We start from the raw sequence: 12,909 nt of genomic DNA on the forward strand, positions 1-12,909 counted from the left end.
CTCCGGCACCGCGGCGAGTAGGCGGGCAGGCGAGCAGGGACGCGGCGGGCGGGGACGCGGCGGGTGGGGACGGGGCGGGTCCGGTTACCCGAAGCGGCCGTTGACGTAGTCCGAGGTCCGCTGGTCGCGCGGGTGGTGGAAGACCTGCTCGGTCGGCCCGTGCTCGACGATCCGGCCCGGGGTGTCGTGGGTGGCCAGGAAGAACGCGCAGGTCTGCGAGACGCGCTGGGCCTGCTGCATGTTGTGGGTGACGATCACGATGGTGAGCTGCCCGCGCAGCTCCGCGATGGTCTCCTCGACCCGGCGGGTGGAGGTCGGGTCGAGCGCCGAGCACGGCTCGTCCATCAGCAGGATGTCCGGCGAGACGGCCAGCGACCGCGCGATGCACAGGCGCTGCTGCTGGCCGCCGGAGAGCGAGCCGCCCGGGGCCTCCAGCCGGCCGGCCACCTCGTCCCAGAGGCCGGCCTGGCGCAGGCTGGTCTCCACCAGGTGCTCGCGCTCGTCCCTGGTGACCTTGATGCCGGCGAGCTTGAGCCCGCTGGCGACGTTGTCCTTGATGGACATCGCCGGGAACGGGTTGGGCCGCTGGAACACCATGCCGATCCGGCGGCGCACCTCGGCCGGGCGGCGGCCGGGGCGGTAGACGTCGTCGCCGTCCAGCAGCACCTCGCCGGAGAGCGCGGCGCCGCGGACCATCTCGTGCATCCGGTTGAGGATCCGCAGGTAGGTGGACTTGCCACAGCCGGACGGTCCGATCAGGGCCGTCACCTCGCCGGCCGGCATGGCGAGCGAGACCCGCTCCAGCACCTTGCGGGCGCCGAACCAGGCGGAGACCTCGCGGGTCTCCAGCCCGGCCAGCACGGGCTCCTCGGGGTAGCCCTGGTAGTGCGCGTCCTGCGGGTAGAGCAGCTGCTGCCCGTCGCTTCCGGCGTGTCCGGCCTGACCGGCGTGTCCGGCCTGACCGGCGTGTCCGGCCTGACCGGCGTAGCCGGCCTGTCCGGCGTAGCCGCCGTCGGCGCCCGCCGGGATGGCGGGCAGGGTGATCGTGGTCTCGGCCGGGTCGCCCGGCCCGTGGCTGGGCGGTACGTGGGTCATCGGTGCATCCGTCATCGGTACGGTCCTCCGGGCGCGCGTCAGTAGAGATTGGGCAGCAGGGCGGCGGCGTTCTCGTAGACCGCCCAGAGCAGCGCGCCGACGACCGGCGCGAGGCTGAGGTAGGCGGCCGAGCGGTGCCAGTACCGGGCCAGCACGAGGACGGCGACCACCGCGCCGAGCAGTCCCAGCGTCCACAGCTGCAGCGCGGCCAGCGCGCCCTTGTCGGCGGCCAGCGCCTTGTCGTACGGCACGGTGGCGGGACGCCCGCCGGGGTTGGCCACCGGGTCGCCGTCCAGCCGGGCCCCGATCATCACCGTGGACTCCGGGATCCAGTCGGAGTCGCTGGTCACCAGCACCAGCCGGTTGCGGACCGGGTCGACGACCGGGTGGTCCTCGTCGCCGTACACATTGACGGTGTAGGTGAACCTGCCCTGGCCGGTGGTGGCCTCGATCTTGTCGCCGACCCGCAGCTTGTTCAGCTCGCCGAACGGCGCCCCGAAGGTCGCCCCCCGGCCGAACAGCACCGCCACCCCGGTCTGCCCGGGCAGCGCGGTGTCCCGGCGGTGGCCGGGGCCGCGCATGAGGTCCCGGCCGGTGGTGCCCTCCACCACGACCACCTGGTGCAGCCCGATCGCCGGGATGTCCAGCAGCGCGACGGGGGAGCCGTCGGCGGCCTTGCCGGTCGGGGCGGTCGCCTTGCCGAGCTGGTCCCGGAAGGACTTGTAGGCGGTGGACTGGAAGTGCTTCTGCTGGACGTGCGACAGCGTGAACAGGTAGCCGACGAAGCCCATGGTGAGCACCGCGAGCAGGCTCACCGCCCAGGCCGCCTGAAGGAACCTGACCCGCTTGGCCGTCCGACCGGAGCCGTCGGACCCGGCCGGAGCGGTCTCCGGGGCCGGGGCGGCGGGCGGTGCCGCGTCCGCCGGGGCCGGCGCGGACGGCGCCGTCCCGGCGGGCTTCTCCAGGGCGGGCGCCGTCATGACCGGCCGCCCGTCTGCGAGCGGCGGCGCAGCAGCCGACGGCCGAGCAGCGGCGGGACGATGACGACGGCGAGCAGTTCGAGCGCGGTGAGCGTGCTCAGGGTCCAGTCCTCCGGACGGCCCGCGACCTCGACCACGTCCGCTGCCACCTCGGTGGCGGTACCGCTGCCGCGGCCGCGCGCGACCACCTGGCCGGTCTGCGGGTCGACGACCTCCTCGACGCCCTGGCCGTCGCCCCCGTCGGCCGCCGCGTTCGGGTCGCCGGTCTCGGCGGCCGCGGCGTTGGGCGGCCGCGGCGTTGGGGTCGGCCGCCGCCCCGCCGGCGCCGGCGTCACCGCCGGTGCCGCCCGTGGTGCCGGCGCCACCGGTGGTGCCCGCGCCGCCGGTGGTACCGGTGCCGGTGGAGCCGGGGGACTTGGTGGTGGCCTTGCCGGCGTTCCCGGCGCCGCCCGTCGCGGCCGCACCGCCGGTCGCGCCGCCCGTGGCCGCGCCGCCGGTGTTCCCGCCGCCGCCGGTGGCCGCGCCGCCCGCCGCGCCGGCTCCTCCGGTTGCCGCGCCGCCCGAGCCCGAACCGGACCCCGAGCCGGAGCCGCCCGCTGCCGCGCCACCGGTGGAGGCGGAGCCGCCCGAGGTGGTTCCGCCCGACACCGGCTTGCCGTTCTCCACCTTGCAGTCCAGCGGGGTGCCCTTGGCGTCGCAGGGGCTGGGCTGCGGGGCGTTCTTCAGAACGGTCAGCTCCTCACCGGTGAAGGTCGGGTTGGGGCAGTTGGCGAGCGAGTTGGGGTCGACCGAGCTGGCGTTGCCCGGGATGTGCGTGGTCTGCAGGATGCCGCCGCGGACCAGGTTGCGGGGGATCGGCGAGTACCCCAGCTCGTCGGCCTTGCCCTGGCCGGCGCAGAGCACGTAGGAGATGAAGCGGCTGAGCGCGCTGCCCTTCTCGTCGTTGAAGCGCGGCGGCGGCGGGAGCGCGGCGTCCTTGCGCGGGACGATCAGGTAGCTGTAGCTGGAGACCGGGTAGGACCGCGGGTCGTTGTTGGTGTAGACGCCGTCGAGGTTCTGCTGCAGGAAGTTCGGGTCGCTCGCCGGGGTGTTGTCGTCGACGCCGCGGATCCTGGCGGCGGTCAGGGCGACGGCGACGTTGGAGGCGGTGGGCAGGGTGTAGTACCCGGCCGGGTTCAGCACCTTGACGACCGGCCAGTTGCTGCCCTTGGCGAAGGCGTACTCGTCGTAGCCGATGGTGCCCTCGCCCGCGGAGCCCATGATGTAGTTGGCGACGACGTCGGAGCCGTTCAGCGCCATCATCCGGCCGGACCTCGGGAAGAACTCCGTGTAGTCGCCGCAGGGGACGTTGTTGATGCCCTTGCAGTAGCCCTCCCAGTCCGCCGGGTAGGTGTGCTGCATCCACCGGGTGAACTGGGCGGTGGCGCCCGAGCCGTCCGAGCGGACGATCGGGGTGATCTGGATCGAGGGCAGCGCCCTGCCGTAGTCGGCGGTGATCTTCGGGTCGTTCCAGTTGTTGATCTTGCCGGTGAAGATCTCGACGATGGTCTTGGGCGAGAGCCGCAGGTCGCGGACCTGCTTGCCGCCGACGGTCAGCTTGTACATGAACGCGGTGCCGCCCGCGGTGATCGGGACGTAGGAGTACCCGTAGACCGGGTTCTCGACGTTGCCCGCTCCGCCGCTGTGGCCGCCCTGGCCGAGGCCGGTGTCCTCCTGGGTGCGGAAGGGCACGTCGGAGGCGGTGAAGTCGTTCTGGCCGATCGCCCACTGGTTGCGGCCGGCGGCGGAGCCGGACGGACTGAAGTTGATCTTGATGCCCAGCGGGTTGACGTCATTGCGCCACTGGTCGATGGCCGGACCGGCCCAGCTCGACCCGTCGGCGTTCAGCGAGGTGGCCGCGAACGCCGGGACGGCCTGTCCCAGCAGCAGTGCCGCCGCGGTGAGGCACAGGGTGAGCAGCATGGCGGCGGTACGTGCCACGGGTCGGCGAACAGCCTCCCACGACATGGGAACTCCTCGGGTACGGTGGGTGGTTGTTACGGACATCAGCTCGCTCCTGCCGCGGCGGTTCCGGAAGTACGGTGCGCACCGGCCACGGCGGGTCCGGCGGCCACGACCGTCCGGCGCTCGAGGGCGGCGCGCTCGGCGGCCCGGGCCCCCCGTTCGATCCGGCGGCGCTGGCGCCGGGTCAGCTGACCGGGACGGCGGCCGCCGAGCACACGCGCGGTGACGAAGAGGACCAGCACGATGACCATCAGGGTCAGCGCCGCCGCGAAGGCCCGCGCGACCATGTCCGGGTACGGCTGCTTGACGTAGTTCCAGATGTAGAGCGGCAGCGACACCTGGCGGTCGTGGAACGGGTTGGCGTTCATCTGGGTGGTGAAACCCGCGGTGAGCAGCACCGGCGAGGTCTCGCCGACACCGCGCGCCATGCCGAGCACGACCGCGGTCACCAGACCGGGCCGGGCGGTCGGCAGCACGACGTTCCAGACCGTGCGCCACTGACTGGCGCCGAGGGCGAAGGAGGCCTCCCGCAGCGTGCCCGGCACCAGCCGGATCACCACCTCGGCGGCGCGGGTGACGATCGGCATCATCATCACCGTCAGGGCCAGCGAGGCGGCGAAGCCGCTCTTCTCGAAGCCCAGGGTGATGATCACAACGCCGAGGATGAAGAGACCGGCCACGATGGACGGCAGCGCCGTCATCGCCTCCACCAGGGTCCGCACCGGGCGGGCCATCCGGCCCCCGACCTCGGACATGAAGACCGCCGCCGAGATGCCCAGCGGCACCGCGAACAGCGTGGCCAGGCCGAGCTGTTCGAGCGAGCCGACGATCGCGTGGAGCGCGCCGCCCGAGGTGATCGGGGAGAGCGCGGAGGTCGTCTCCATCGACTGGGTGAAGAAGTTGAGGTGCTGGGCGGCCTCGTAGCCGCGCATCGCGACATAGCCGATCTGGTCGAAGATCAGCCCCACCACCGCCAGACCCGCGCTCCAGGCGAGCACCGACACCAGCCGCTCGCGCACCAGCAGCGCGCCCCACTGGAGCCGGCCGAGCACGGTGTAGCCCACGAGGAACAGCAGGTACCAGCAGAGCACGAAGCCGAACGCGCCGCTGAACGGCATGACGCGCTCGTAGAGGATCCAGTCCAGCGCCAGTGATCCGGTCGCGGCGCCGAGGATCGTCAGCACGTCCTCACGGGTCACCCCGCCGATCCTGATCCGGCGCTCGGGCGGTGGCGCGGTCCTCGGCGAGGCCGGGGCCCGGTCCGGGGCCGGGGCCGCAGTGGTTTCGGCCGGCAGATCGAGTGTGGTCATCGGGTCGTCCCTTCACGACGGGGCGGCAGCAGGCGGGGGCGGGATGTACGGTCCACGGTCAGTCCGCCGTAGCCGAGCCGGAACGGGACCGGTTGATCACGAACCCGGCCGCCACGTTGACCAGCAGGGTGAGCCCGAACAGCACCAGGCCGGCCGCCATCAGCGCCGAGAGCGAGAGCGGGTCCGACTCGCCGAAGCGCAGGGCGATCAGTGCGGAGATCGAGTTGGCGCCGTTCTCCAGCACGTGGCTGATCCGCTCGAAGTTGGGCGAGATGATCAGCGCGACGGCGATGGTCTCGCCCATCGCCCGCCCGAAGCCGAGCATCACGGAACCGATCACCCCGCCCTTGCCGAACGGCAGCACCACGGTGCGCACCATGCCCCAGCGGGTCGAGCCGAGCGCGTAGGCGCCCTCCCGCTCGCCCTGCGGCGCCTGCGAGAACACCTCGCGGCTGAGCGAGGTGACGATCGGAATGATCATCAGCGAGACGACGACGCCGGCGATGAAGGTCGACGAGGTGTAGGAGCTGGCGATGTCGCCGGTGCGCACCTTGAGGAAGGGAAGCGTGTCGCCGAGGTGGTTCGACATCCAGCGGACGAAGCCGATGATCCGCGGCTGGAGGAAGAACAGGCCCCAGAGGCCGTAGACGATGCTGGGGATCGCGGCCATCAGGTCGACCAGCGAGATCAGGGTCGCCCGGAGCCGGACCGGTACGTACTCGGAGATGAACACGGCCGAGGCCAGCGCCACCGGGACCGCGATCACCAGGGCGATGACGGCGATCAGCAGGCCGTTCGGCAGCACCGCGGCGATGCCGAAGTTGTGCGCCTGGGTCAGCCACTTCTGCTCGGTGAAGAAGGAGAAGCCGACCGCGCGGAGCGCGTCGGCGCCGCGCAGGACGAGGAAGAAGGCGATCAGGCCCATGATCGCGAAGACTGAGAACCCGGCCGCCCGCAGGAAACCGCGGAACACCCGGTCACCGGGTGTGGACGGGGCGGTGATGGTGCGGGGTACATCGTGGTCCGGCTGGCCTGGAGTCTCGGCGAACGGTGTCGCGGGCTCGGCGGCGGCTGTCATGGTCTGCTCTCCGGCGCGCTCGGTACGGGACAGGTGCAGGGGGACTGGCGGGGACGGGGAAGGAACTCGGCGGGGCCGGGACAGCGGCCCCGCCGAGTCGGAACGTGCGTCGTCAGACGCGGCGGCCCGGACGCAGGCGCGCCCAGACCCCGGACGCCCCGGCGGCGATCCTCGCGCCGGCCGGAGTACCGGCCAGGACGAGCGCCAACGGGCCTCCCACCAGCAGGACCGCGCCGGCGATCAGCGCGATCGGGAGCAGCAGCCTGGCCCCGCCGGAGCGGTCGGCGGCCGGCGTTCCGGCGGCGACGTTCCGGCGGCGACCGGGGCGGCGGCGAGCGGCCCGGTGGTGGCGGCCGGGGTGGCCGCCGGAGCGGCGTTCGCCTTGACCGGGGCCGCGGGTGCGGCGGCGCCGGGAGCGGCGGCGCCGGCGCCCGATCCGGTACCGGCCGCACCGGTCGTGCCCGCGCCCGTCGTGCCCGAGCCGGTGGACGTCCTGCCGCCGGTCGAGCCCGAGCTACCGGTCGAACCGGTGGAGCCGGTCGAGCCGGTGGAGCCGGTCGTGTCCGTGGAGCCCGTGGAGCCGGTCGTGCCACCGGTCGAACCGCCGGTGGTCCCGCCCGTGGTAGCGCCGGTGGTCCCACCGTCGCTGCCGCCCGTGGTCCCGCCGGTGGTTCCACCCGTCGTCCCACCGGTGGTCCCGCCGGTCGTACCGCCGTCGGTGCCGCCGGTGGTTCCACCGTCGGTACCGCCCGTGGTCCCGCCGTTCTCGCCGTTGCCGCCGGTCTGGCCGCCGTTCCCGCCCTCGGGCCCGGTCGGCTCGGGGCCGGGCTGGTTGCCGGGGTACTTGCCGTCCTGCGCCGCGACGTGCGTGACGGCGGACCGCGCCTGCGCCAGCTGGTCGTCCGTCAGGGCGAGGAACCCGGGGGTCAGCTGACCGGGCTCGTTGCCGTAGCGCTGGCCCTCGGCCGGGTCGGTCACCCGTCGCAGGAACTCCGACGCCGCCTTCGCCTTCTCCGTGGAGAGGCCGCCGGTCGGCGTCATCGCGTACTGCACGACCGACAGCGGGTACGCCTGCGCCGAGCTCGCGAACTCGGTCCCGGCCACGCCGTACGGCAGCTTCTGGGTGCCGGTGGCGGGGTCGACGGGCATGGTCGCGACGGCGGCCCGGAGGGTGTCCTGGGTCGGCTTCACGAACTGCCCGGCCGGGTTGCGGAGCGCGGCCTCCGGCATGCCGTAGGCCTTGGCCTGGCCGCTGTCCATGATCGCGAACAGCCCGCGGCGGCCGGGGTCGACCGGCGCGCAGCCGGGGTGCTTGCCGTCCACGTCGGCGTACGGGGACTGGCAGGTCGGCTTGGCCATCAGGAGGTTGCGCGCGACCTGGGCCAGACCGTTGTTGAGCGGGTTGATCTCGTACATCTTCCAGCCGTCAGGACCGGAGTAGTCCTGCACCCGGATGGCGTCCACCGGGTAACCGGCGAAGGCCGGCTGCCGGTAGAAGGTGTTGATCCGCATGCCGTTCGGGTCCGGCTCGCCCCGCATGAAGGCCGCGGCCTCCGGGTCCGCGGCGATCCACGAGGTCAGCTGGTAGATCAGGTCGGTGGTGCCGCCGAGCACGATCGGCGCCGAGTCGGCCAGCCAGGCCTGGTCGGTGCACTTGGGCCAGCGCTGGCCGCTCGCCGGGTCGAGCTGGTTGAGGTCGAGGAAGTCCTTGTCCTCGAAGATGCAGACCGGGTTGTTCCCGACCGATTCGATCGTGACGCCCTTCACCATCGCGTAGGACTGGGTCAGCATCTTCGCCAGCAGGCGCGGCGTCAGGTTCAGCGTCTTGATCTGGCCGGAGTTCGCCACGTCGTCGACCACGTAGGCGACCGAGATCGCCGAGGTCGCGAGGGGCGCGTAGACGTACGGCCGGTTCGCCGGCTCGGTCTCCGGGAGCGCGGTCAGGGCGACGTCCGGCCCCGACTTGTTCCGGAAGTTCGCCCGGACCTGCGGCTCGCCGGTGTTCGAGATGTAGTCCACCCCGAGCGGCTTCGAGCCCTGGCACAGGCCCGCGCGCCACTGCTGCATCGCACGGTTGGCCATCGCCAGGCCGCCGACCAGCAGGTCCTGCGCCGCGTTGGGGCAGTCGCCGGCGGTCGGCGCGAAGGAGAGCGGGACGACGACCCGGTTCGCCCAGGCACAGCTCTCGCCCGGGTTCCAGGTGTCGTTCTCCGCACCGCTCATGGCGAAGATCGACTCCGACGCCATCGCGAAGTACCCGCTCTCGACCGGATTGTCGAGGGTGTGGTTCGCGCAGTCGAGCTGGTAGTTCTCGGTGGTCCAACCGAGCGCGTCACCGCCGTAGTTGGCCTCCACCACCAGCGAGCACGGGTGGGTGGAGTCGCAGCCGAGGGTCTGGCTCTCCTGGGAGGTCCACACCTCGATGTCCGCCTCGCCGCGGCCGTCGGGGCCGGTGACCCGGACCGCGCCGTTGAAGGGGAACTCCGGCGCGACGGTGCCCGGCGGGGGCGCCGGCTGGAGGAAGCCCTTGGCCGGGTCCTGGTTGAACTTGGTGCTGCCGTAGCAGTCGTGCACGGTGGGGTTGGTGCCCCGGCACTGGTAGACCCGGACGGGGTAGAGCTCCTGGCCGGTGGGGCTGTTGAGCTTGACGAACTTCACCGGGGCGCCCAGCGGGTCCACGGTCGGGGTGAAGCCCTCCCAGGAGACGTGGACGACCTCGTTGCTGAGGTTGGTGGTGGAGGAGACGGTGATCTTTCCCTTGGGGCCGTAATCCTGGGTGGCGGGGCGCCAGATGGCCGGCCCGTCCACGGTCGTCGCAGTGGCTGCCGCCGCCTGCGGAACCGTTCCGGCACCCAGTGGCAGGATCGCCGAGACCCCCACGACCGCCCAGGCCGTCCCCAGTGCCAGCAGTCCTCTCCTCCACCTCCCCAGGGCTCTCGAACCCGGTGGACGGACTCTCATGACGTGCACCTCCAGGACCGCGCTTCGCGCGTAGACGGGGAACCGGCCGGACCCCGGCGCGAGTTGGCCAGATGCCGCCGATGGTCAGTCACCATTCGGCCAGCCGTACATGGACGCCGTGGATCGCCAGGGTGTACGAGGCCACAACTCGCCTGCGAACAACCCTCTTTGATCACATCGGCGACCCGTTCCCCGGAGCGCGCGGAACAGCGGGGCCCGGACATCCGGACCCCGCCGCCGTTACCTGGTGCGTGTCAGCTGCCGGCCTTGAAGGTGAGGTTGAGCGAACCCACCGACTGACCCGCGGTGAAGAAGGAGGTGTTCAGCTTGGTGTCGAGGTACTTCGCACCCTCCTCGTCCACCTGGAGGTCGCTGGCGGTCAGCGTGCTGGCGGCGGCGTTGCCGGCGACCGTGGTGTCGCCGGCCGGGTCGAGCAGCGCGACCGGGGTGGTGCCGCCCTGCGGGACACCGGTGATCTGCCAGGTGCCCACGCTGAAGGACAGGTTCTTGAAGACGGCGGTCTTGCCGGTGCGCAGGTTGATGAAGAGCAGCCCGCCGCCCAGCTGGACGTCACCGTAGTAGCCGGGGAGGTTGGCGGAACCGCCGGTCACCGGGAACGCGGCGGACAGGCCCGTGGCGCTGTCGTAGGAGCCCGTGGCCGTCGGGAGGGCAAAGACCATGACGCCCGCCGAGAGGGAGTTGATCAGGAAGGTGTTGCTCTCGTTCACCACGGCACTGCCGGTGGCCGGGGTGGCGGCGGTGGCCGAGGTGGCCGCGCCGGTGGTGGCGAGCACAACAGCGGTGGCAACGGCGGCGAGACGGGCGCTGGTGCGGGACATACTGCTCTCCTTGGTGTGCAACATGGAACGGTCCGGCCATCAGGCCGTGGGTTGGTGCGTTCGTGCGGCGGAGCTTTCACGCGGTGGTGCGGCGGAGCTTTCACGCGGTGGTGCGGCGGAGCTTTCACGCGGTGGTGCGGCGGAGCTTTCACGCGGTGGTGCTGCCGTGCGGGCGGTGCGGTGGTGCCGCCGGCCCCGCCCGGAGTCGCTCCGGACGGCCCGGCGTGGCCCGGCGGCCAGGGGCGGAAGCCCCTGGCCGCCGGAAGTACGGGGTGCGATCAGATCGCGTGGGTGGTGCTGCCGCAGGCGCCGACCGGCAGCGTGCGGAAGCCGTAGCTCTTGATGTCGGCGGCGGCGGTGGCGTTCTTGCAGACCCAGCCGTTGGTGCCGAAGATCGCGCGCAGCGCGGTGCCCTGGGTGTCGGTGGCGTTCCAGTTGGCCTCGCGGACCACGTTGTAGACCACGCGGCCGAACGAGGTGTTGGCGAAGGTCGCCGCCAGGGCGTTGGTGCCGTCGACCGGGGAGATGCCGTCGATCGAACGGATGGTCAGGTAGCCCGCAGCGTCGCTGCCGCTGCTGTGGCCGTTGTAGACCTGGCCGATGTAGTGGGCGGCGGAGTAGGGAACGATCGCGTTCGGGTCGTTCAGGATCGTGTCGGTGCCCTGGTTCTCCTGGACGGTCGGGTTGGCGAGGACGCAGGCGCCACCGTTGGCCAGGCCGAGAGCCGACAGGAAGAAGGAGCGGGTGCCGGAGCCGACCTGCGGGAGGAACGCCTTGATGGTGCCGCCGGCGCCCGTGTAACCCGGGATCTGGTTCCAGTTGGTGTAGGTGCAGTTGTAGATGTTGATCAGGTCGTTCTTGGACAGGTTGGTCGGAGCGTTGCTGCCCGTGGTGGTGGTGGCGACGGAGACCGCGTCCTTGGCGAAGGCCACGAACAGGTCGGTGGTCGGGTCACCCGGGACGGTCGGGGTGCTGTTCTTCGGGCCACGCGAGGAGCGGGCGAAGTCGACCGTGGTCTTGGAGGTGGCGTCCAGCGCGGAGATGCCGGCGCTCGAGCCGTTCGGACGGTTGAACGGCGTGGTGGCGCCGGTCTTGGTGACGATCGGCGAGGTGCCGGTCGCGTCCCAGCTGTACAGACGCGGCAGGGTGCTGCTCGCACCCAGGAACGCGTTGTAGTCGGTGGAGAACTGGTTCAGGACAGCCTGGGTGGTGTCGGAACCGACACCCACGATGTCCTGGGCGGCCGGCAGGGACGCCGGGTCGGCGACGGCGGTGCCGGCGGCGACGGTGGCGACCGAGGTGGCGATGGCGGCGGCGGCGAGCAGCTTGGCAGCGGTCTTGCGCATGTTCCTCTTCCTCCGGTGGGAGAGCAGTACATCGCTGTGCCCGGGTACTGGTGGTCAGTTCCCAGGGCCGGTGGCCACGTCCGCGGTGGCCGCTCCGGCAGTGCCGATCCTGTCGGTCGGCCCGGTTCCGTCGGAAGGGCCGACCGAAGCCGCCCCCGATTGTCGATTTCTCGGTTCGGAGAGGTTTAGCGACAGGTCAGCCCGGCCGCGGAGGGTGAGAAAGTCGCAGGTGGGAGGCCGGTGACGTTCTTCTCCAGGTGGCGACTCGGGGGGTTGCCGGATACCTGGGCTTCACCGGAAGAGGGGGAAGGCGGTTCTGGTGCGGGGCCAGCACGAGTAGCCGCCCGAAGGCGGCTGCGGGACGGCGGACGGGCCGTCAGAACGGCCAGCTGTCCTCCCGGTCGGGGCGGCGCGACTCCTGCCCCAGGCGCTGGAGCCCGGACAGGAATCCGGTCACGCCGGCCTGGCACTGGTCGCGCCGGAGGTAGCCCCGGGCGCTGCGGGCCACCGGCCCGGCCGCCTCGGCGGCGCCCCGACGGGTGGTGCGGACCGGCAGGTACGCCGTCCACACCCAGAGCCGGGCCTCGGACTGGCCGACGGTGCACCGCAGCGCGGTCCGCTCGATGATCAACTCACGCACGGCATCGGTGAGTTCCTGCTCGTTGCGATAGGTGCGCACGCCGACGCCGAGCTGTCTGCCGTTCGCCGCGCGCAGCGCCCAGGACAGCGAACGGTCGCCGACCGGGACGGAGAGCAGGCGCGGCCCGCGTCGCTCAGCGGACATCGGATGTTCTCAACGACGGCCCCCGCTCCATCGGTTCGGGACGTTCGAGGGCCGGCTGTTTCGCCAGCAGCACCACGAAGCGCCGGAAGGCGTTCTGACAGGTGGCGTACCGCTCGTAGGCACGGCTGGACCGCACCTCCGGGAGATTGCGGGTGCCCGGGACGACCCAGACCCACCCGATGCCGTCCCGGACGTGCGTGATCCGGGCGGTGAGCCCGTCCGCGACGACCCGTAAGCCGTCGAAGCCGCGCTCCGCCTCCGCAGCCGTCTCGTACGCGGCCGCGGTGACCGCGACAACGCGCCCGTTCGGCGCCTTCAGTTGCCAGCGGTACCGTCCGTCCGGTGCCCGTTCGGCCCGGAATCCCCCTCGACCTGCCCCTGCTGCGGTGTGACCGCGGCCAGACGCGTCCACTGCTCCCCCACGGTCCGGTTTCTCTCCGAGACGGGAGTAAAGCTATGTGTGCACACGAGAGCGCCGGAAGGCCACGAAATGCACAACTTTCTCCGTTGGC

Annotated in this window: 9 protein-coding genes; all 9 read right to left on the reverse strand. The window is 72.0% G+C overall.

Annotation, left to right across the window (positions count from 1 at the left end; genetic code table 11):
- Positions 1-84: 84 nt before the first annotated feature.
- Positions 85-861, reverse strand: a complete 777-nt coding sequence (locus VR45_RS05805; RefSeq protein WP_199839560.1) for a phosphate ABC transporter ATP-binding protein — start codon at positions 859-861, stop codon at positions 85-87.
- A gap of 272 nt (positions 862-1,133) precedes the next feature.
- A complete protein-coding gene (locus VR45_RS49955; RefSeq protein WP_286163084.1) occupies positions 1,134-4,055 on the reverse strand; it encodes a substrate-binding domain-containing protein in 2,922 nt (973 codons plus the stop codon).
- A gap of 65 nt (positions 4,056-4,120) precedes the next feature.
- Positions 4,121-5,389 carry a phosphate ABC transporter permease PstA gene (gene pstA / locus VR45_RS05825; RefSeq protein WP_078896262.1) on the reverse strand — a complete coding sequence of 423 codons (1,269 nt, stop codon included), beginning with the start codon at positions 5,387-5,389 and terminating at the stop codon, positions 4,121-4,123.
- 58 nt (positions 5,390-5,447) lie between these two features.
- Positions 5,448-6,467, reverse strand: coding sequence for a phosphate ABC transporter permease subunit PstC (gene pstC / locus VR45_RS05830; RefSeq protein WP_045938591.1), 1,020 nt, complete (start codon positions 6,465-6,467; stop codon positions 5,448-5,450).
- Positions 6,468-6,707: 240 nt separating this feature from the next.
- A complete protein-coding gene (locus tag VR45_RS42075) occupies positions 6,708-9,275 on the reverse strand; it encodes a hypothetical protein (RefSeq protein ID WP_052708862.1) in 2,568 nt (855 codons plus the stop codon).
- A 407-nt stretch (positions 9,276-9,682) separates the two neighbouring features.
- Positions 9,683-10,267, reverse strand: a complete 585-nt coding sequence (locus VR45_RS05840; protein ID WP_045938592.1) for a hypothetical protein — start codon at positions 10,265-10,267, stop codon at positions 9,683-9,685.
- Between the two features lie 278 nt (positions 10,268-10,545).
- The gene (locus VR45_RS42080; RefSeq protein ID WP_052708863.1) at positions 10,546-11,613 is read right to left on the reverse strand and encodes a substrate-binding domain-containing protein; all 1,068 of its coding nucleotides are present in this window, start codon (positions 11,611-11,613) and stop codon (positions 10,546-10,548) included.
- Between the two features lie 376 nt (positions 11,614-11,989).
- Positions 11,990-12,397 carry a hypothetical protein gene (locus tag VR45_RS05850; RefSeq protein ID WP_045938593.1) on the reverse strand — a complete coding sequence of 136 codons (408 nt, stop codon included), beginning with the start codon at positions 12,395-12,397 and terminating at the stop codon, positions 11,990-11,992.
- Complete coding sequence (locus VR45_RS05855; protein WP_045938594.1) at positions 12,387-12,809, reverse strand: DUF1508 domain-containing protein; 423 nt, start codon at positions 12,807-12,809, stop codon at positions 12,387-12,389. Before VR45_RS05855 ends, VR45_RS05850 begins: the two co-directional genes overlap by 11 nt.
- Positions 12,810-12,909 lie beyond the last annotated feature (100 nt).

Origin of the sequence: Streptomyces sp. NRRL S-495 (assembly GCF_000966955.1) — a bacterium.
In the GTDB taxonomy this organism is placed as follows: Bacteria; Actinomycetota; Actinomycetes; order Streptomycetales; family Streptomycetaceae; genus Kitasatospora; species Kitasatospora purpeofusca.

Excerpts from the sequence above, each read along its gene's own strand:
- pstA (WP_078896262.1), bottom strand. The coding sequence starts at position 5,389 with ATGACCACACTCGATCTGCCGGCCGAAACCACTGCGGCCCCGGCCCCG.
- pstC (WP_045938591.1), bottom strand. The coding sequence starts at position 6,467 with ATGACAGCCGCCGCCGAGCCCGCGACACCGTTCGCCGAGACTCCAGGC.
- VR45_RS05840 (WP_045938592.1), bottom strand. The coding sequence starts at position 10,267 with ATGTCCCGCACCAGCGCCCGTCTCGCCGCCGTTGCCACCGCTGTTGTG.
- VR45_RS42080 (WP_052708863.1), bottom strand. The coding sequence starts at position 11,613 with ATGCGCAAGACCGCTGCCAAGCTGCTCGCCGCCGCCGCCATCGCCACC.
- VR45_RS05850 (WP_045938593.1), bottom strand. The coding sequence starts at position 12,397 with ATGTCCGCTGAGCGACGCGGGCCGCGCCTGCTCTCCGTCCCGGTCGGC.